This is a genomic window from Rufibacter sp. LB8, from assembly GCF_014876185.1.
Classification (GTDB): domain Bacteria; phylum Bacteroidota; class Bacteroidia; order Cytophagales; family Hymenobacteraceae; genus Nibribacter.
Genome location: NZ_JADALJ010000001.1, coordinates 1,273,582 through 1,293,518 on the forward strand (window position 1 = coordinate 1,273,582; position 19,937 = coordinate 1,293,518).

A 19,937-nucleotide genomic window follows, 5' to 3' on the forward strand; every position below is an offset into this window, starting at 1 on the left:
AGAATGGGAAAAATAATTGCCGTTGCCAACCAGAAAGGCGGCGTGGGAAAAACCACGTCGGCCATTAACCTGGCAGCCAGCTTAGCCGCATTAGAATTCAAGACCCTGCTGGTTGACGCTGACCCGCAGGCCAACGCCACCTCGGGCATCGGCTTCGACCCCAAGGACATAGAGAACAGCATTTACGAGTGCATGGTAGACGGAACCAAGGTAGAGGAGATCATCATGACCTCCCCTATTGATTTTCTGGATTTGATTCCATCACACATAGACCTGGTAGGCGCTGAGGTTGAGATGATTAACCTGCCTAACCGCGAGGAAAAGATGAAGCAGGTGCTGGTGCCGCTCAAGGAGAAATATGATTTCATTATCATAGACTGCTCTCCTTCGCTGGGCCTAATCACGGTTAACTCTTTGACTGCCGCAGACTCGGTGATTATACCCGTGCAGTGCGAGTATTTTGCCTTGGAAGGTTTGGGGAAACTGCTCAACACCATCAAAATCATCCAAAGCCGGTTGAACCCAGATCTGGAGATTGAGGGCTTGCTCTTGACCATGTATGATGTGCGCCTTCGCTTGTCTAACCAAGTGGTGGAGGAAGTGAAAATGCACTTCCAGCAGATGGTGTTTGACACTATCATCCCCAGAAACGTGAAGTTGAGCGAGTCTCCTAGTTTTGGGGTGCCGGCCATTCTGCATGACGCAGAAAGCAAAGGCGCCATCAGTTACCTGAATTTGGCCCGCGAGATTGTGGAGAAGAACGGGGTAGCCGTAGCGCAGTAAATTTTAGAAAGAAAACATAAATGTCTGATAATTCAGCCAAGAAAAGAACCGGAGGCCTTGGTAGAGGCCTTGACGCCCTTATTTCGGGGAGTTATGACCGCAAACCAGAAGCAACATCCACGCCTAACCCTGCCAACACCATCGCAGATATCAAATTAACCCAGATTGAGACCAATCCATTTCAGCCGCGCACGCACTTTGACCAAGTGGCGCTGGAAGAACTGGCCGAATCCATACGTGTGCAGGGCATCATTCAGCCCATCACCGTTCGGCAATTAAGCGCCGATGCGTATCAGTTGATCTCGGGGGAACGTCGTTTCCAGGCCGCTAAACTGGCGGGCTTAGACGCCATTCCGGCCTACATCAGGAAAGCCGATGACCAGCAAATGCTGGAAATGGCCCTGATTGAGAACATTCAGCGCGAAAACCTCAACGCCATAGAGATTGCCCTTAGTTACCAGCGCCTGCTGTCTGAGTGTAGTTTGAAGCAGGAGGAACTGGGTGACCGCGTAGGCAAGAAACGCACCACGGTGACCAACTACCTGCGCCTGTTAAAATTGCCGCCAGACATTCAGATTGGCATTAGAGACAACCTCATTTCCATGGGCCATGCCCGCGCCATCATCAACATTGATGACGTGGAGAAGCAACTGGAAGTGTACCGCAAAATTGTGAACGAGGAACTGTCGGTGCGCAAGGTGGAGGAATTGGTGCGAAACCTGAGCCTGCAAAATAAAAAGGCAGACCCACAGACCAGATTAGACTTGCATCCGTTTGAGAATGAAGTGAAACGCGTAGAATCCAGGTTGTCTTCTTATTTTGGAACCCGTATTCACGTGAAGGCATCGGCAGAAGGCAAAGGCGAAATCAAAATCCCGTTTGTGTCTGTAGACGAGCTCAACCGAATTCTGGAAATCTTAAACTACGCCTAAATGCGGCTGTGCTCGGCATTTTTTCTTTTAGTATTCCTTGCGTTTGGCATGGTGCGGCCGGCAAACGCCCAGGTGGTAACTGCCGGGCCAGATTCTGTGGTAGTCTCTACGCCGCCGGTGGTAGAAAATGACACCACCAAGCTGCCTCCGCCCAAGCACGTGAAAGAAGCAATCAGCAGATGGAGCAAACCAGCCCAGGCAGCGGTTTACTCCTTGATGCTGCCCGGTTTAGGCCAGGCCTATAACAAGAGTTACTGGAAAATTCCGTTGATTTACGTTACGGGCGGGGTGATTGGGTATTTTATCTATGACAACAACCGCAAGTACCAGGGCTTTGCCAGAGCCATCCGGATCAGGACAGACGGAGACGCCTCCACGGTAGACGCCTACGCTTTTGACCCTATTTACGGCATTGACATCACCGGAGAGCAAGGAACCCGGAATTTGTACCGCAGCCGCGACTTCTTCCGGAAATACCGTGATTTGGATATTATTTTAGGTGTGATTGCCTGGGGACTGAATGTGATGGAAGCCCACGTGCACGCGCATTTGAAAGGCTTTGACATTAGTGATGATTTGTCTTTGCGCATACAACCCAACCTGCAACCCATGGCCAACCAGCAATACGCCGCCGGCTTTTCCATGCAATTTAACCTGAGAAGATAACATGCGCATTCTCTTGATTGGTTACGGCAAAATGGGCCAGACCATTGAACGGCTCGCCCTGGCCAAGGGTCATTCCATTGTGGGCACCATCACGGCAGAAAAAGCAGAAGACCTGGCTTCTTTTACCGCAGAGCAGGTAGACGTGGCCATTGAGTTCACCAGCCCAGACGCGGCCGTGCCCAATATTCTGACTTGTTTAGAGAAGAGAATTCCGGTGGTGGTAGGCACTACGGGCTGGTTAAACCACCTGGACCAGGTAAAACAGCAGTGCACGCAAGCGAACGGCTCCCTATTCTATGCATCTAATTTCAGCGTGGGCGTGAACCTGTTTTTCCATTTCAACGAGTACGTGGCCCAGAAAATGCAGCAGTACCCTGAGTTTGCGGTGGCAGTGAAGGAAATACATCACGTACACAAACTAGACCAACCCAGCGGCACCGCCCTCAGCATTGCCGATGGCATTTTGAAACATTACCCACAGAAACAAGGCTGGATCAACGGCCCCACCACTGAGCCCGAATTGCTGGGTGTGGAATCTGAGAGAGAAGGAGAAGTTGTAGGAACCCACATTGTGCAATACACCTCAGAAAACGATACCTTTGAGCTGCAACACATTGCCCATAACAGGGAAGGCTTTGCCGCCGGGGCCTTGCTGGCCGCCGAATGGCTGCCGGGCCGCCAAGGCGTTTTTGGCATGACCGACCTGCTACAACTTTAACCGCTATTGCATGAGCACCAGATTCTGGACAAAAGAGAATAAAAAGCCAAGAGAGCAAAAAGGTTTTTTCAGGGAATGGGGAGACGCCATTCTGTTTGCCGTAGTGGCCGCCACTTTGATCAGATGGGCCACCTTTGAAGCCTACACCATTCCCACCCCTTCCATGGAGAAGTCTCTTTTGGTGGGAGATTACCTCTTTGTGAGCAAACTGCACTACGGGCCCAGAACGCCTAAAACACCGTTGCAGGTACCGCTCACGCACCAGACCATCTGGGGCACCAACATCCCCTCTTACTCAGACGCTATTCAACTGACTTCTTACCGCTTGCCGGGTTTCTCTGAGGTGAAGAACAATGATGTGGTGGTGTTCAATTTTCCGCCGGAAGAGCAACACCCCACTGACCTTCGGACCAACTACATCAAACGCTGCATTGGCATTGCTGGTGACAAGATAGAGATGCGGGACATGCAAATCTACATCAATGACAAACTGGTGCCAGATCCGGCGGGTGTGCAATATTCCTATGTGTTGGTAGCGCCCACAGGCTTAGGTGAAAAATTCTTCAAAGACTACAACATCTACCAGCCCAGACAGGAGAACGCCAGCGTCTTCAGTGTGCATATCTCTCCGCAGCAAGCCGAGGAAATAAGCAAACTGCCCTTCATTAGCCAGGTGGTGCAGATGAAAGACAGTGTGGGCGATGTGCGGGCCGAAGTGTTTCCGTTCAAACCATCTTTGTACCCGCACAACAAAGATAACTTCGGTCCCTTTATCATCCCCAAGGAAGGCATGAAGGTGACGTTAGACGCCAAGACCATTCCGTTGTATGAAATGGCCATCAGGCGCTATGAAGGCCATGAAAACGTGGTAGTCACTGATAATTCGATCTCTATTGACGGTAAACCCATCACGGAATACACCTTCAAACAGAACTATTACTGGATGATGGGCGATAACCGCCACAACTCCGAAGATTCCCGCTACTGGGGTTTTGTGCCCGAGGATCACATTGTGGGCAAGGCCGTGCTGGTGTGGATGTCGTCGAACCCAGATGAGGGTTTGCTGGACAAGATCAGATGGAGACGCATTTTCATGGGCATCAAATAATTCCTGTTTTCGGGCTCGTTTCTGAAAATGAGCCCGAAAACAGACTTTTTAAAAAATTATATAAAATGCCAGCCTTTGGGTTGGCATTTTGCATGAAAGCCTTTTGGGAAAGCCACAGAAAAGCTAACTTGGCCGCAAACATTCTTTCTGCCATGCTTTCCCTCACCCGCCCCTGTCTCTTTTTGCTGCTACTTTTCTGCGCGTTCACCTCCTTCGCCCAATCAGACCAAACCTGGATAAGGATCAACCAGCTGGGGTACTTACCGGCCTCAGTGAAAGTGGCAGTGCTGGCGAGCAAGCAAAATTTGTCGGTTAAAAACTTCACCTTGCATGATGCAGCCACGGGCAAACAAGTATTCAAAGGCAGCAGCCCCAAACCCCAGGGAGCGTACACGGCCTTCGCGCAGACCTATAGATTAGATTTTTCTAAATTTCAGAAGGCCGGCACGTACTACCTAAAAGCCAACGGCATCCAGTCCCCGCCTTTCAAGATAGACGCCAAGGCTTATGACCAAACCGCCGATTTCCTGTTGCAGTACATGCGCCAACAGCGCTGCGGGTTCAACCCCTATTTAAAGGATTCCTGCCATACCACAGACGGGTTTATGGTGTTCCATCCAGAAAAAGCCAAAGACTCCACGTATGTAGACGCTACCGGCGGCTGGCATGACGCCTCAGATTATCTGCAATATGTGACCACCTCGGCTAATGCCACGTTCCAATTATTGTTTGCCTACCAGCAGAACCCCGGCGCTTTTGAAGACAAACATTTGGCCAATGGGCTGCCCGGCGCCAACCAAATCCCAGACATTCTGGATGAAGCCAAATGGGGCCTGGACTGGCTGCTGAAAATGTACCCGCAGGCCAATCTCATGTTCAACCAGATAGCCGATGACCGGGACCATGCCGGCTACCGCTTGCCCAATGAAGACAAAGTAAACTATGGCAAAGGACCTGGCCTGGGCCGACCGGTGTATGTGGTCACAGGCCAACCGCAAGGCTCCTTCCAGTATAAAAACCGAAGCACGGGCGTCTCCTCCACTGCTGGCAAATTCTCCTCGGCGTTTAGCTTGGGCGCACAGCTGCTGGCACAGTATTATCCCGCGTATGCCACTTCGTTGAAGGCAAAAGCACAGCAGGCCTATGACTATGGGTTGACCAAACCGGGCGTTGCCCAGACCGCGCCAGGCAAAGCGCCCTATTTTTATGAGGAAGACAACTGGGTTGATGACATGCAACTGGCCGCCATTCAGTTAAAAGAGAGCACCAACCGCGCAGACCTGCTCCAGAAAGCCGCTGAATTTGGCCGCCAGGAACCGCTCACGCCCTGGCTGGGGAAAGACACGGCGCGGCATTACCAGTGGTACCCGTTCATCAATTTAGGGCATTATTATTTGGCGAAATCAGGGGACCAGGCCATACAGAAGGAATTCACAGACAACCTGCGCAAGGGCCTGGAGGCGGTGGAAGCCAGAGGAAAATCCAATGCCTTTTACATGGGCGTGCCCTTCATCTGGTGCTCCAACAACCTGGTGACGGGCCTGGCCAGCCAAGCCATGCTCTACCGAAAATTGACCGGCGACACGCGTTTTGCCCAGATGGAAGCCGCCCTGCGTGACTGGTTGTTTGGCGTGAACCCCTGGGGCACCAGCATGGTCATTGGCCTGCCAGAGGGTGGGGTGTACCCCAAAGAACCGCATTCGTCGTTGGCGCTGTTGCACAAGATGCCTTTGAACGGCGGCTTGGTAGATGGACCGGTGTACGGCAGCATTTACCGGAATCTCAAAGGCATTAAACTAGACGCCCCAGATGAGTTCGCCCAATTTCAGAGCGATTTAGTGGTGTATCATGATGATTACGGCGATTATTCTACCAATGAACCCACCATGGACGGCACCGCCAGCCTCACCTATTTGTTGTCGGGGTTGCAGTTAGAGGGGGATCAGAAAGCCAAACCCGTAAAAAAAAAGTAGCCACGCACCTGGGCGCCATTTACCGTGGTGATGTTTCTGAGAAGAAAATTGCCTTGGTGTTCACTGGCCATGAATTTGCCGATGGGGCCGAAGTCATTCTGAAAACCCTTAAGAAACACCAAGCTAAGGCGGCCTTTTTCCTGACGGGCGATTTCTACCGGAACCCGGCTTTCAGAAAAACCATCAAACAACTAAAGAAGGCCGGGCACTACCTGGGCGCGCACTCAGACAAACATGTATTGTACGCCGACTGGGTTAAACGTGATTCTTTGCTGGTCACGCACACGCAATTCATCAAAGACCTGCAAGACAATTACACTGAGATGGCGCGATTTGGGATCAAAAAAGAACAGGCACCCTTCTATCTTCCGCCGTATGAATGGTACAACCAGCAAATCTCAGACTGGACCAAAGCGCAAGGCCTGCAGTTAATCAACTACACGCCCGGCACCCTCTCCCACGCAGATTACACGTACCCCAGCCTGGGCAAGCAGTACCGCACCAGTGAGGTTATTTACCACTCTATTCTGGAGTATGAACACAAAGACAAAAATGGGCTCAACGGTTTTCTACTGCTGTTGCACATAGGCACCGAACCGGCTCGGCCTGACAAATTCCACCACAAACTAGACCAGCTCATGCTGGAACTCAAGGCCAAAGGCTATCAGTTCGTTTCTTTGCCAAACCTGCTTTCTGAGTAAAATGTAGCGTTCAGCTCCCGTTTTCGGGCTCATTTTCAGAAATGAGCCCGAAAACGGGAATTTACCATTCAACCTCTGGCAAGCCCTGAAGTTTTAAATAGGCGTTGGCTTTGCTGAAAGGACGCGTTCCAAAGAAACCTTTGTCAGCGGCGAAGGGAGACGGGTGGGCAGCTTTGAGCACCAAATGTTTTTTGTCATTGATGATGAGGCCTTTCTTCTGGGCATAGGCGCCCCAAAGCAAAAACACCACGTGCTCCTTTCCGTCTGAAACTTTCTGGATCACGGCGTCTGTGAATTCCTCCCAGCCTTTCTTCTGGTGCGAACCCGCCTGGTGCGCCCGCACGGTGAGTGTAGCGTTCAAGAGTAACACCCCCTGCCGGGCCCAACGCTCCAGGTTTCCGCTGCGCGGAATGGGCTGGCCCATGTCTGATTCTATTTCTTTAAATATGTTTAGTAAAGAAGGCGGTGTTCTGATGCCATCAGCGACGGAGAAAGCCAGTCCGTTGGCCTGGCCCGGGCCGTGGTATGGGTCCTGGCCCAGAATCACCACACGCACCTGGTCAAAAGGGCATTTATCAAAGGCGTTGAAGATCTGGCGGCCCGGCGGGTACACTTCCTGGGTGTCATATTCCTGCTTCACAAACGAAATGAGCTGCTGGAAATAAGGCTTCGAGAATTCGTCCTGGAGCACGTGTTGCCAGCTGGGTTCAATTTTTACCTGCATATAGCGTTATTTAGAGGTTTTTACCGTATTTTTAAGGCAAGAATCCGGCTGGCGCAAACTATTACGCCAGAAAGCCTGTTCCGCTTATACCAATTTTAGGCAACCATGGATACGAAAACAACCCAAGGAGTAACCGTCAACGTCACGACCAACTACCTCCCTGACTATTCCAGTCCGGCCCAGCAGCACTTTGTCTTCGCGTATAAGATCACCATTGAGAACAACAGCGAATTTACGGTAAAGTTGTTACGCCGCCACTGGCATATCTATGATTCTAACAACGAAATACGTGAAGTGGAAGGCGAAGGCGTGGTAGGCCAGCAACCCGTACTGGAACCCGGCGAAAGCCACCAATACGTGTCGGGTTGTAACCTCAAGACCAGCATTGGCAAGATGGCGGGCACGTTTCTGATGGAGCGGTTGGTAGACGGCAAGCAGTTTTACGTGACCATTCCGGAATTCACCCTCATCATTCCTTACAAGCTTAACTAAATCTCTCTTTGCAGCACGCCGCCATGGTTCTGAGGTACGCCAAATTCTGGTGGCGTTCCGGCAATGCCCACGGGCTTCATTCGCCGTTTGTCTTCAACCTGTATTGTTTTGTCATTCACCACAAGGGCCACCACGCGGCCTATGACCAGGTGGAGGCGCTTAGAAAAAATCTCCTGAAAGATTCTACCCTTTTGGAAGTGCAGGATTTTGGCGCAGGCTCCCACACCGGCAATACCAAAACCAGGAAGATTTCTGCCATCGCTAAATCGGCGGCCAAACCCAGGCGCTTGGGGCAACTGTTGTTCAGGCTGGCCCAACATTTTCAACCCAGCACCGTGCTGGAACTGGGCACATCTTTAGGGCTCACCACCAGCTACCTCGCCCTGGCAAACCCCAACGCCCAGGTCATCACGCTGGAGGGCTGCCCTGCCCTTGCAGCTCAGGCTCGTAAGAATTTCACTGAAATGGGTTTAAATAACGTGGAAGTGGTGCAAGGTAACATGGACCAAACCTTGGCGCAGACTGTAGCCAGACTGGACCGGCTGGACTTTGTGTTTTTTGACGGAAACCACCGCTACGCCCCTACCCTGCAGTATTTTGAGACGTGCCTCCCCAAAGCCCATGAAGGCAGCGTCTTCATCTTTGACGATATTTACTGGTCAAGCGACATGGCCAAGGCCTGGCAAAAAATAAAGCAGCACCCGCAGGTACTGCTCACTGTTGACCTTTTCTACATCGGACTCGTCTTCTTCAGAACCAACCAACCCAAGCAGCATTTCACGCTGAGGTTCTAACCGAGCAGCTTTTTTCTCAATTCCCGTTTTCGGGCTCATTTCTGGAAATGAGCCCGAAAACGGGAATTCTCCTTTTAAAGTATAGCCTGTCTGATTCTGATCAAACGTTCCATCAAACTTTCCAGTTGGGCCAGTGGCAGCATGTTGGCGCCGTCAGATTTAGCGGTGGCTGGCGTGGGGTGCGTCTCAATGAAAAGACCGTCGGCGCCTACGGCGATGGCAGCTTTGGCGATGGTCTCAATCAAAGCGGGTTGACCGCCGGTAACGCCAGAGGCTTTATTGGGCTGCTGCAAAGAATGCGTCACGTCCATCACCACGGGCACTTGGTTCTCGCGCATGGCCGGAATGTTCCGGAAGTCCACCACCAAATCTGAATAGCCAAAGGAATTGCCCCTATCCGTCAGAATAACATTGTTGTTGCCTGACTCCCGGATTTTCTCCACGGCAAACTTCATGGATTCACCGGAGAGAAACTGGCCCTTTTTGATGTTCACCACTTTTCCGGTTTCGGCGGCGGCAATCAATAAATCTGTCTGGCGGCACAAAAAAGCCGGAATCTGCAGTACGTCCACGTATTCTGCGGCCATGGCGGCCTCATGGCTTTCATGAATGTCGGTGACTGTGGGGATGTTAAAGGTTTGGCTCACTTTGGCCAGAATCTTCAATGCTTTTTCATCGCCAATGCCGGTGAAGGAATCTTTGCGCGAACGGTTGGCCTTGCGGTAGGAGCCTTTGAAAATCAAGGGAATCTGCAGGCGGTCAGAGATGCGCACCAGTTCCTCGGCAATGTTCAAGGCCATGTCTTCGCCTTCAATGGCGCAGGGGCCAGCCATAAGAAAAAAGTTACCAGAGGCGGTATGCTGTAATTTAGGAATCTCGATATTCATAGTGGTCAATTTAGCAAGGTTAGAAAGAAAGCGGAATTCCGTTTTTGGCTCCGTTTCTGAAAATGAGCCCGAAAACGAAACGTGAAACCTCGGTTAAAAAAAGGCTTCCCGCGTGGTTCAAAAGTACAGAATTTCTGTTTGTTCTACGCGATGAAAGCCGCTTTATCACGGCGCTCCAGCACCATGAACAGTTCTTTGCCCTGGCGGGGTTTGATGGAATTGTAGCAAAGCGCAAAATGTTTGAAATGGAAATACGGCTCAAAATAGGCCTGGTACTCAAACGCATTCCCACCAAAGGGCGGACCTTCTGCCGCAAATTCCTCAGAGAACAACACCCCCACTAATTTGCCACTAGGCTTCAATAAATCAAACACTTGCCGGGCATAGGCAACGCGCATAGGCCTGGGCAGGGCGCAGAAAAAGGTCTGTTCCAGCACCAGGTCAAAGGTGAGGTCTGTTTTCTGAAAGAAATCCTGCTCCAGCAAATGGTCCTCCGGGAAATCTGGGCAGCGCGCTTTGAAATTGGCTAATGGCTCGGGCGCAAAATCAAGCAGATACACCTTTTTGAACCCTTGCTGGTGCAGGTATTCGGCTTCATGGCCGTTGCCGCCGCCCGGAACCAGGATTTTCAGGTCCTTGTCAATTACCTGGTCAAGATAGGTTTTGAGGGGCGTGGTAATGGCGCCGGCGTCCCATTGCGTGGCGCCCTGGCGGTAGCGGTCAGACCAATAGGCCTCAGAAAGATCAGTAGTGGAATCCATACCGGAAGGAAGTATTTTCCGCCGTAATTTGCAAAGGACCGTGAGAACCGTATTTTTGTAAGAATACGTATTGGCGTAAACCCACATTACCTGTACAAAACCCATGGCAACAGAAGCCCCAGAAAAAGATAGTAACCGCAAATTGTTGGTGGTAGGCCTGATCATTGTCCTGCTCAGCATCAACGGCATACTCATCTATATGCAGCAGCAGAAAACCCAGGAGAATGAGCAGCAGCAGGAGATCATCAAGGTAAAAAACACCGAGCTGGAAAACCAGATCAAGGTGTACGAAGCCCTCAAAGCCGATTTTGAACGGCAAAGCAACGACCTCAAAGCCATGGGCCTCACCAATGATTCCCTGGAAGTGAGAATCTCTGCCATTAATGCAGATTTGGCGCAGCTCCGGTCTTTCCGGAACAGCTCCTTTACCATTGCCGACCAGCGCCGGTTTCAGGAGCGCGCCCAAAACCTGGAGCAAGCCCTTAAGCGCAAAGACGAAGAAGTGGCCAAACTCACCGAAGACAATGAGGAACTGTTCACCGAAGTGAAAACCCTCAAAACCACCCAGAATAAGCTCTCTGACTCCATCACCAGAATTTCCACCACCAACCAGGAACTGGAAAGCAAGGTAGCCCTGGCCTCTAAACTGGAAGCGCAGAACATCACCGTCACCATTGTAAACAACAGAGGCAAGGAGAAGGAAGACGAAGACCAGGAGTTCAAAGCCAAACGCGTGGACAAGATCAAGTTCACCTTTAGATTAGGCAAAAACGAAGTGGCCGCCAAAGGCAACAAGGAGATCATGATGCGCTTGATTGAGCCAGACGGTGCAGCGCTCTACAACCTGGCCACCGGCTCGGGCACGTTTGAGTTTGAAGGCCGTGAGCAGTTCTACACCGCCAAGCGCGACATTGTGTTTGACAATTCTCAGCAGCTGGTCACTTTCCTCTACTCAAAAGGCAGCCCCTACAAAACCGGCAAGCACATTGTAGAAATCTACTCCGGCGGCTACCTGATTGGCACCCAAACCTTCACCTTGGAATAAAAAATTAAGGCATCATAAAAACAGAAAGGCCTGACGCGTAATTGCGTCAGGCCTTTCTGTTTTTGGCTCCGTTTCCAGAAATGAGCCCGAAAACGGTAAAACAAAATAAGGGCGATGCCTTTCCAGCACATAGCCCCTATTTACCATTAGGTATCAGCTGTGTTTAGTCAATCATCACGCGGCGGTCCTGGATTACCTTGAAGTTCTCAATCAGTTTTATAGCCTCCGGAATGTCTTCTGAGAAAATGGTAATAAACGAATTGCGTTCGGCGTGCTCCAAGGCATAGGCAATGGCAATCATCTCCTGGCCAATCACTTTGTAGTTTTTGTCTGGATCTACCTGGGTAATACCCGCCACCATTAATTCTATGATGTTCTCGGCGCTGCGGCCGCGCAGGTCTTTGTCATGGCGCACAATCACTTCGTCAAACATAGAGGCGGCTAAGCGGCCCATTTCCACAATGTCCTCGTCGCGGCGGTCGCCTACCCCGGCAATAATGCCCACGTGCTTGCGGGCGTCTACGTTCTGCAGGAACTCGGCAATCCCTTTCATACCGGCCGGGTTATGCGCATAATCTACCAAAACCTCAAAGGTTGGAAACTTGAACAGGTTCATACGCCCCGGTGTCTTGTTGGAAGAGGGAATAAAGGTACGCAGCGCCGTCTTGATCTCAGAAATCTCAAAGTGCGAGATATAACCGGCCAAGGTGGCGGCCAGCACATTCTCAATATTGAACTTCGCCCTTCCGCCAAACGTCAACGGAATGTCTGCCACGCGGTCTACCCTAATCTTATAGGTGTTTTTGAAGATGGAGATATAGCCGTTTTCGCAGACCGCCGCCAGGCCGCCTTTGGCCACGTGCTTAAGAATGCGCGGGTTACTTTCATCCATACTGAAGAAAGCCACTTTGGCATCTACCTCCTGCGCCATGTTATAGACGTGGTCATCATCGGCGTTCAGAATGGCGTAGCCGTCTTTGCTGACCGCTTTGGGTACCACGGCTTTCACGCGCGCCATGTCCTCTAAAGTATAGATATCACGCAAGCCCATGTGGTCCTCGGCTACGTTGGTCACAATGCCAATGTCGCACTGCTCAAAACCCAGGCCGGAGCGCAGCATGCCGCCACGGGCACATTCCAGTACCGCGAAGTTCACGGTAGGGTCCCGCAACACGAACTCGGCACTTTTGGAACCGGTGGTATCGCCTTTCTCCAGCATGCGGTCCTGTATGTAAATACCGTCTGTGGTGGTGAAGCCCACTTTGTAGCCTTTGGATTTGACCATGTGCGCAATGAGCCGTGTGGTGGTGGTCTTGCCGTTGGTGCCGGTCACGGCTATGATCGGGATTCTGGCAGTACAACCCCGCGGGAACAGCATGTCCATTACGGGCTCCGCCACGTTGCGCGGCAAGCCTTCTGTGGGGGAAATGTGCATTCTGAACCCAGGGGCGGCGTTTACTTCAATTACGGCCCCACGGGCCTCCGGCAACGGAATGGCAATATCTGAGGTCACCACGTCTATACCGCAAATGTCCAGGCCAATGGTTCCGGCAATACGTTCGGCCATTAAAATGTTATAGGGGTCAATCAGATCTGTAACATCAGTGGCCGTGCCGCCGGTGGAGAGGTTGGCGGTGCTTTTCAGGAACAGTTCCTCGCCTTCGGCCAACACGGTTTTGAGTGTGTAGCCTTTTTTCTCCAGAATGCCTTTGGTGTCTTTGTCAACGGTAATGCGGGTTAAGACTTTTTCATGGCCCACGCCCCTTCTGGGGTCACTGTTCACCTGGTTGATGAGTTCCTGTACCGTGGACGAACCATTTCCTACCACCATGGCCGGAGTGCGTTTGGCCGCGGCCACAAACTTTTGGTTCACCACCAGTAGCCGGAAATCATAACCTTCAATAAACTGCTCCACAATGACGGCGTCTGAGTATTTCTGGGCCATTTTGAAGCCGGCTATAGCCTCTGACCAGGACTTGAGATTAATACCCGCGCCTTTGCCGTGGTTGCCGTCTAAGGGCTTGGTCACAATGGGGTAGCCCAGGAAATCAATCGCCTCTTTGAGTTCATCCAGGTTGTAGACAATCTCGCCTTCCGGCACGGGCACCGCCGCTTCGCGCAGCATGGCTTTAGTCGCACTTTTATCACCAGCAATCTCGGTGGAGAACGCCGACGTCTGGTTGGTCATGGTGGCCTGAATACGCTTCTGGTTCACGCCGTAGCCCAACTGAATCAAAGAGTGCTTGTTGAGCCTGATGTAGGGAATGCCTCTGGCTACCGCCTCTGAGACGATGGAATAGGTACTGGGCCCAATGTGTTCATCTTCCCTGATCACATGCAGCTCATCAATGTCTGGCTGAATGTCATAGGTTTCATTGTTGGCCAATGCCAAGGTGGCCCTGATAGCGGCGTGGGCGGCATATTCCCCGGCTTTTTCTTCCTGGTAAGAGAACACCACGTACTCAAACCCGGGCTGCGGCGCCGGGTACGAGCGGCCGAAGCCTGAGTTCATACCGCCCAGGGTCTGCAGTTCCAATGCCACATGTTCTACTACATTGCTCAACGGAACCCCTTCTTCCTGCACGCGCTGCAGGTAGCCGCCCTCCTGGCCTTTGATGCTGCGGTGTTCCACCATGCCTGGGAACTGCTCTTCCAGCCTTTGGTGGAACCCTGGAATGTCTGTAGTCAAGACGCCGGCATACTGTTCCATGTCCAGCTTTAACACAATGATTTTTGGGTGTTTGACAGACCAGTAGTTTGGTCCGCGCATAACGCGCAATTCAACGATTTTCATAAGGGTTCTTTATCCTTTATGGATGGGTTTTTTGTTATGTCTGTTAAAAATTTTCCATTGTGTAGGTGTCGCCTTTACCCAAAAGATGCACTTTCAGGTCTCTGATGGTCACAGGAACTCCCTCCTCTACCTCATATATATTGGTGGCTGTGCTTCCCCGGCCGTCTACAATGACTACCAGGCCGCTGCCGATTACTTCCAGTTCTTTTCCTTTTTTCACCACAATGCCCGTGTCTTCCTCCAGGCCAATGCCCAAGAACGTGGGGTTGGTGGCAATCATTTGGGCCATGCGCACCATTCTTCCGCGTTTAATGAAATGGGTGTCAATGGCGGCATCGTTCAACAGCTCCAGCCCGGCGGTAATACTCACGGCCCCTTTTATAAAACCACCGGTGCTCATGCCTTGGTAAATCATTTGAGTGGACATGGCCGCCGCCCCGGCACTGGTACCGGCAATCACCAGGTTCTCTTTGTAATAGCGCTCTTTGATGAGGCGCATTACTTCTGTGCCACCAAAAATAGCTGTCAGGCGCAATTGATCGCCGCCGGTGAACAGAAGGCCCGCTGCTTTTTTAATGACAGCCATGTATTCTTCCTGGCAGGAGTCTTCCCGAGAACGTATGTCCAGCACCTCTACGTTTTTGGCACCAAGATTAGCGAATACTTTTTTGTAGGTGTTTCCCTGTTCTACTGGCAAAGAAGACGCCGTAGGAATTACCACAATCAACGAATCTTTGCCGGGCAATTCTTTGACAAACCGCTCCAGTATCTCATTCTTGACAAAATTTAGGTTGTGCTGGTTCGTCTCGTCCTCTTTCGGGTCATCGCCTTTGTTTTCGCGGCCACCAATGGCAATGAGGGTACCGTTGGGGGTTTTGAATTCTACAGATGGTCTGGTTTTTTTATCCTGGTCAGCGCGTGTCTCGCTCATGCAGCATTGTTGCGTTGGTGAATTGGCTCCTTTGGGTTGATAGTCAAGGCCTTGGCACAGTAAAAAAATATTGATTTGGCAGTGAGGAAGCCGCTATCACCCTGTGCTTCATTAAAATGGCAATAGTTGGTTTGGTTACGTGAATTTTTTATAAAAGATTAGAGATTTCTAATTTATGATAGATGCCGCAGGAACCACTGCGGAAAGTACTTAGGCCCGCTTAAACCCTATAAGGATCTGGTACCAAGCCATACATTAATAAATGAATGGACCGCACCAAAGAAAGGAGCACTAACCTTAGATGGGCGAATAATGAAAAAGCCTCCGCTAGGTATTGATTGGAACAAGTTAGAGACAAGCCGAAAAACAGAAAACCCGCTTAGATGGCTCTAAGCGGGTTTATCAGACCTAGGTGAGGTAACGAGCGGATTCGAACCGCTGTACGAGCTTTTGCAGAGCTCTGCCTAGCCACTCGGCCACGTTACCGTTTTTGGTAGTGCAAATATACGCTCATTTTCATAAGAGGCCAATATTATCTTCTATTTTTAAAGCCGTATAAAGAAAAAGAGCCCCAACTGCTTGGGGCTCTTCTCTATACATTTCCTAACTATGGGGAGACTACTCAGCAGACTCAGTAGAATCAGGTGCTTCAGTAGCCTCAGGAGCGTCAGCCTCTGGAGCTTTCTCAGTGCGTGCTTTGGCAGCAGCAGCTAATTTCTTCTCACCGGCTTCTTTCTCCGTTTCCATCATTTGGTCTTTCAAGGCAGAAAGCGCGTCTAAGTCACCTAAAGTAGCACGTACTTCATCTTTCTTAGGGGCAGCAGCGGCAGCTGTTTTAGCAGTACCGGCGGCTGGTGCGTCTTTCTTCTCAAACTTCTTGCGCTTGGCATCTTCTGGCTGGGCCGTGTGCATGGCGGTGTGCGACAAGATAATCTTACGATCTTCTTTAGAGAACTCAGTAACTTTGAATTCAATTTGCTCACCGGCTTCAACTGCCGTACCGTCTTCTTTCGCAAGACCTTTAGGGAATGCGAAGCCTTCAATACCGTAAGGCAATTCCAACGTGGCACCGCGGTCAGATTTCTCCAACACGGTTACTTTGTGGGTAGAGCCAATAGTGAAGACAGAAGCAAAGGTATCCCAAGGATTTTCTTCCAATTGCTTATGACCCAGGGCCAGTCTGCGGGCAGAAGCATCCAGTTCAAGAACCACTACATCCAGAGAATCGCCAACTTTCACGAACTCAGATGGGTGCTTGATTTTCTTGGTCCAAGACAGGTCAGATACGTGTACCAAACCGTCTACGCCTTCTTCCAGCTCAATGAACAGACCAAAGTTGGTCAGGTTTCTAACCACACCGGTGTGGGTAGTACCAACGGCATACTTGGTCAAGACATCTTGCTTGGTCCACGGATCCTCGGTCAACTGCTTAATACCCAGAGACATTTTGCGGTCGTTGCGGTCCATGGTCAATACTACAGCCTCAATTTCATCATTTTGCTTGATGAAGTCTTGCGGGTTGCGCAGGTGCTGTGACCATGACATTTCTGACACGTGGATCAAGCCTTCTACGCCTGGCATCAATTCTAAGAACGCACCGTAATCGGCTACGTTTACAATTCTGCCTTTCACGCGTGAACCAACTTCTACTTCGCCAGGCAGGGCATCCCATGGGTGAGGCGTCAACTGCTTCATGCCCAAAGAAATACGCTTCTTGTCGTCGTCGAAATCCAGAACTACCACGTTCACTTTCTGGTCTAGCTCCAACACCTCTTGCGGGTGGTTGATGCGGCCCCATGAAATATCTGTGATGTGCAATAGACCATCCACACCGCCAAGATCGATGAACACACCGAAGTTGGTCATGTTTTTGATCACGCCTTCCAGCACCTGACCTTTTTCAAGGTTGTTCAAGATGGCGGCACGTTGCTGCTCAAGATCTTTCTCAATCAGTACTTTGTGCGATACTACTACGTTGTCAAAAGCAGCGTTGATTTTCACTACTTTCACTTCCATTTTCTTACCTACATAGACATCAAAGTCACGGATAGGCTTCACATCAATCTGTGAACCTGGCAAGAAGGCCTCAACGCCGTAAAGGTCAACGATCAAACCACCTTTGGTTCTGCGTTTCACTACCCCTTCCAGGATACTGTCGTTCTCCAGGGCGCCGTAGATCATCTCCCACGCTTTCACAATTTTGGCTTTCTTTCTAGACAGGATCAACTGACCGTTAGGGTCTTCCTGGTCTTCAATGAAAACCTCCACTTCATCCCCAACTTTCAAGTCAGGCATGTCACGGAATTCAGAAACGGGAACCAGACCATCAGACTTAAAGCCGATGTTCAAGATCACGTCGCGGTCAGTGATACCAACAACGGTACCTTTGATCACTTCCTCTTCCTGAACGGTGTTCAGGGTGTCGGCATACATTTGTTCCATTTCAGCACGCTCTGTAGCAGAGTACGCGCCGCCGAAACCCTGGGAATCAAACTTATCCCAGTCAAAATCTTCTAAATTTGCCATAATGCGCTTTGGTTCACCACTAAAAAACGCCTTGCCCCAGAACCCTGAGCCCGGCGTAGTTTCTATTACATACTCTGTTGCCAGAGGCATCCGCCTTGAATGCGCCGCAAAGGTACAAAATTTTCTGGCTGAAATCCTTGAGATACAGGCACATTTCTTACAAGTGCAGTTATTTTCTTTAGGTGCCGGTTTTCGTTAAAAAATCAAAGGCGTTTTGGGGCTCCTTTCTGAAAATGAGCCCCAAAACGCCTCTACATATTTATAGTTGATAGTTAACCAACTTACATTTTCCGGCGCTTCACATCTTGAATAATCTTGAGTGCGTCTGCCTCATACTTTTTATCAATGGTGAGCAGCACAATGCCGTAGGTGGCTTTGTCCCCAAATTCTTCCTGGGCGTCGGCGGGTTTCAAGGCTTCGGCGGCTAAAATCCAGGCTTGGTCAATCTGGTCAAGGGCCATTTGCTCAATCTCCACGGGGCGCTCTTCCAGTGTCATGAAGATCTTGGCGTCTGGGTTAATGTGCAAGACCGTCTTCCCGAATTTCACTTTCACAGGTTTGGCGTTGGCATCTTGCGCCTGCGCTTCTGTAGCGCACAAGGCCCCCAGCAGGAGCAGGAAAAAGAATACTTTTTTCATAAAAATCAATTAAGGGTTAGGTAGGTAGTGGCGGCGCAAAAAAACGGAACATGCGTTTTCGGGCTCATTTCTGAAAACGAGGCCAAAAACAGGAAAGCGTTATGCTAGAATTACTTACAGGCCAGAAACGCCTGCGGCACCTATGGGGGCGGTGGTGCCGTTTTGTACCTCAAAGATATATTTTTTTAGAAAAAACCAGATTTTTTAGTTCGTCTTTTTAAGGAGTTCCTCCACGGCTGCCTGGTGGGCGGGTTTTATGGAAATCAGGACCACGCCGTTCTTACCGTTGGCCTCATAGAGCGCGGTGGCCGCTTCGCTTTTCAGCACGTCAATGGATTGGATCCACTCTGGGTTGATGGTTTTTAACATTTCCTGCTTGAGGGCAATGTCGCCGGTGGGTGATTTTACCAGGTACAAGGGACTTTTATCAGAAATTGGCCCGACAGAATTTTTGAGCGTTATGGTTTTAGGACGTATTGCAGCGGCAACTTTACTATCATTTTCACTTTTGGCTTTCCAAACGGTGACCGCATCAGTTTTCATTTCAATGACAATGGCGCCATCTTTCGCCTTTTCCCCATAAAGGTCTACGGCAGATTTTCCTTTGAAAACCTGGATGGACTCAATCTGATCTGGGTTAATAGCGCGCAATTCAGATTCACTGACAGGTTTCTCGCCTTGTTCTGTTTTAACTATTATATAAGGCTTGGCCGCTGCATTCTATCTATTTCTGATAAGTATTTTGCCATTGTCATCTAGGGTTGCGTGGTGCTGCGCTTGGCCAGCAGTGGCCCCTAGCATGAACAAGGCAATAAGGAAGGAGGACGTTTTAGCCATGCCGGTGGTGGTATAATAAGTTTTTATAAAAGCAATCTACACTTTTACGCGTTCACTTAAAAATGGAATCCAGGCGTGGTCCAGTTCTTGAATGCTGGCGCGCAGAAAAGAGACCAGCGTGGGTTTATAGGGCTTTCGGTAGAGTTTCATTTCCATTTCCTCCGGGGTGCGGTCGCCTTTTCTGGAGTTGCAGCGGCCACAGGCCGTGATGAGGTTGTACCAGGTGCTTTCGCCGCCTCGGCTGCGCGGAATTAAATGGTCTAGGGTGAGGTTGCGGGTGGCGCCACAGTACTGGCACTGGTGACCGTCACGGCGCATGATGTTCTGGCGGGTGAGCGAAATGCCTTTGTAAGGCACGCGCACGTAGCGGTACAGCCTGATGACCAGCGGCCGGGGAAACGTTTTGGAGATGGTCCGGAGCCCGTTCAACACATCTTGGGCTATCAGTTCAGCTTTCTCCAGGTACAGCAACACAAAGGCCTTGTGCAGCGTGCAGGTGGCAATGGCTGAATAATCCTGGTTCAGTAAGAGTACCTTATCTTTCATACGCTTCCCGGGTGAGTGATTGCTTTGGGTAAGATACGAAAAATCTTAAAGCAAAGGCATACCTGCCTGAGCACCAGGCCG

At 50.6% G+C, this 19,937-nt stretch carries 19 protein-coding genes and 1 tRNA gene; 10 read left to right on the forward strand and 10 right to left on the reverse strand.

Annotated elements, in window-relative coordinates; all coding sequences use genetic code 11:
- Positions 1-3 precede the first annotated feature (3 nt).
- The 7 genes from IMY23_RS05460 (at position 4) to IMY23_RS19940 (ending at position 6,881) form a co-directional block, all read left to right on the forward strand.
- Positions 4-783 carry a ParA family protein gene (locus IMY23_RS05460; protein WP_192821114.1) on the forward strand — a complete coding sequence of 260 codons (780 nt, stop codon included), beginning with the start codon at positions 4-6 and terminating at the stop codon, positions 781-783.
- Positions 784-803: 20 nt separating this feature from the next.
- Positions 804-1,715: a ParB/RepB/Spo0J family partition protein gene (locus tag IMY23_RS05465; protein WP_192821115.1), complete on the forward strand. Its 912-nt coding sequence runs from the start codon at positions 804-806 to the stop codon at positions 1,713-1,715.
- 48 nt (positions 1,716-1,763) lie between these two features.
- The gene (locus IMY23_RS05470; RefSeq protein ID WP_192821116.1) at positions 1,764-2,381 is read left to right on the forward strand and encodes a DUF5683 domain-containing protein; all 618 of its coding nucleotides are present in this window, start codon (positions 1,764-1,766) and stop codon (positions 2,379-2,381) included.
- Position 2,382: 1 nt separating this feature from the next.
- The gene (gene dapB, locus IMY23_RS05475) at positions 2,383-3,099 is read left to right on the forward strand and encodes a 4-hydroxy-tetrahydrodipicolinate reductase (RefSeq protein ID WP_192821117.1); all 717 of its coding nucleotides are present in this window, start codon (positions 2,383-2,385) and stop codon (positions 3,097-3,099) included.
- Between the two features lie 10 nt (positions 3,100-3,109).
- Positions 3,110-4,207: a signal peptidase I gene (gene lepB, locus IMY23_RS05480; RefSeq protein WP_192821118.1), complete on the forward strand. Its 1,098-nt coding sequence runs from the start codon at positions 3,110-3,112 to the stop codon at positions 4,205-4,207.
- 128 nt (positions 4,208-4,335) lie between these two features.
- Entirely contained in the window at positions 4,336-6,180 is a 1,845-nt protein-coding gene (locus IMY23_RS05485) for a glycoside hydrolase family 9 protein (protein ID WP_225986417.1), read from the forward strand.
- A gap of 56 nt (positions 6,181-6,236) precedes the next feature.
- The gene (locus IMY23_RS19940; RefSeq protein WP_370589901.1) at positions 6,237-6,881 is read left to right on the forward strand and encodes a polysaccharide deacetylase family protein; all 645 of its coding nucleotides are present in this window, start codon (positions 6,237-6,239) and stop codon (positions 6,879-6,881) included.
- A gap of 61 nt (positions 6,882-6,942) precedes the next feature.
- On the opposite strand, the gene ung is transcribed toward IMY23_RS19940, so the two are convergent.
- The gene (gene ung / locus IMY23_RS05490) at positions 6,943-7,605 is read right to left on the reverse strand and encodes a uracil-DNA glycosylase (protein WP_192821119.1); all 663 of its coding nucleotides are present in this window, start codon (positions 7,603-7,605) and stop codon (positions 6,943-6,945) included.
- A 105-nt stretch (positions 7,606-7,710) separates the two neighbouring features.
- On the opposite strand from ung, the gene apaG reads away from it, so the two are divergent.
- Both apaG and IMY23_RS05500 read left to right on the forward strand, forming a co-directional pair.
- Positions 7,711-8,097 (forward strand): Co2+/Mg2+ efflux protein ApaG, encoded by a 387-nt coding sequence (gene apaG, locus IMY23_RS05495; RefSeq protein ID WP_192821120.1) that lies wholly within the window; start codon positions 7,711-7,713, stop codon positions 8,095-8,097.
- 23 nt (positions 8,098-8,120) lie between these two features.
- On the forward strand, positions 8,121-8,891 hold the full coding sequence (locus tag IMY23_RS05500) for an O-methyltransferase (protein WP_192821121.1): 771 nt from the start codon (positions 8,121-8,123) through the stop codon (positions 8,889-8,891).
- 74 nt (positions 8,892-8,965) lie between these two features.
- Here the strand turns inward: IMY23_RS05500 and kdsA are convergent, their stop codons facing one another.
- Positions 8,966-9,778: a 3-deoxy-8-phosphooctulonate synthase gene (gene kdsA, locus IMY23_RS05505; RefSeq protein ID WP_192821122.1), complete on the reverse strand. Its 813-nt coding sequence runs from the start codon at positions 9,776-9,778 to the stop codon at positions 8,966-8,968.
- A 143-nt stretch (positions 9,779-9,921) separates the two neighbouring features.
- On the reverse strand, positions 9,922-10,539 hold the full coding sequence (locus tag IMY23_RS05510; protein ID WP_192821123.1) for a methyltransferase: 618 nt from the start codon (positions 10,537-10,539) through the stop codon (positions 9,922-9,924).
- A gap of 103 nt (positions 10,540-10,642) precedes the next feature.
- Here IMY23_RS05510 and IMY23_RS05515 point away from each other — a divergent pair, with 103 nt between their 5' ends.
- Positions 10,643-11,584: a hypothetical protein gene (locus tag IMY23_RS05515; protein ID WP_192821124.1), complete on the forward strand. Its 942-nt coding sequence runs from the start codon at positions 10,643-10,645 to the stop codon at positions 11,582-11,584.
- 163 nt (positions 11,585-11,747) lie between these two features.
- On the opposite strand, the gene cphA is transcribed toward IMY23_RS05515, so the two are convergent.
- The 7 genes from cphA to IMY23_RS05550 form a co-directional block, all read right to left on the reverse strand.
- Complete coding sequence (gene cphA / locus IMY23_RS05520; RefSeq protein ID WP_192821125.1) at positions 11,748-14,378, reverse strand: cyanophycin synthetase; 2,631 nt, start codon at positions 14,376-14,378, stop codon at positions 11,748-11,750.
- Between the two features lie 43 nt (positions 14,379-14,421).
- Entirely contained in the window at positions 14,422-15,309 is an 888-nt protein-coding gene (locus IMY23_RS05525) for a cyanophycinase (RefSeq protein ID WP_192821126.1), read from the reverse strand.
- A gap of 415 nt (positions 15,310-15,724) precedes the next feature.
- A tRNA-Cys gene (locus tag IMY23_RS05530) sits at positions 15,725-15,795 on the reverse strand.
- Positions 15,796-15,927: 132 nt separating this feature from the next.
- Positions 15,928-17,835, reverse strand: a complete 1,908-nt coding sequence (gene rpsA / locus IMY23_RS05535) for a 30S ribosomal protein S1 (protein WP_192821127.1) — start codon at positions 17,833-17,835, stop codon at positions 15,928-15,930.
- A 281-nt stretch (positions 17,836-18,116) separates the two neighbouring features.
- Positions 18,117-18,473 (reverse strand): hypothetical protein, encoded by a 357-nt coding sequence (locus tag IMY23_RS05540; RefSeq protein WP_192821128.1) that lies wholly within the window; start codon positions 18,471-18,473, stop codon positions 18,117-18,119.
- A gap of 204 nt (positions 18,474-18,677) precedes the next feature.
- A complete protein-coding gene (locus tag IMY23_RS05545) occupies positions 18,678-19,124 on the reverse strand; it encodes a hypothetical protein (protein WP_192821129.1) in 447 nt (148 codons plus the stop codon).
- Between the two features lie 222 nt (positions 19,125-19,346).
- A complete protein-coding gene (locus tag IMY23_RS05550; RefSeq protein WP_192821130.1) occupies positions 19,347-19,856 on the reverse strand; it encodes an HNH endonuclease in 510 nt (169 codons plus the stop codon).
- Between the last annotated feature and the right edge of the window lie 81 nt (positions 19,857-19,937).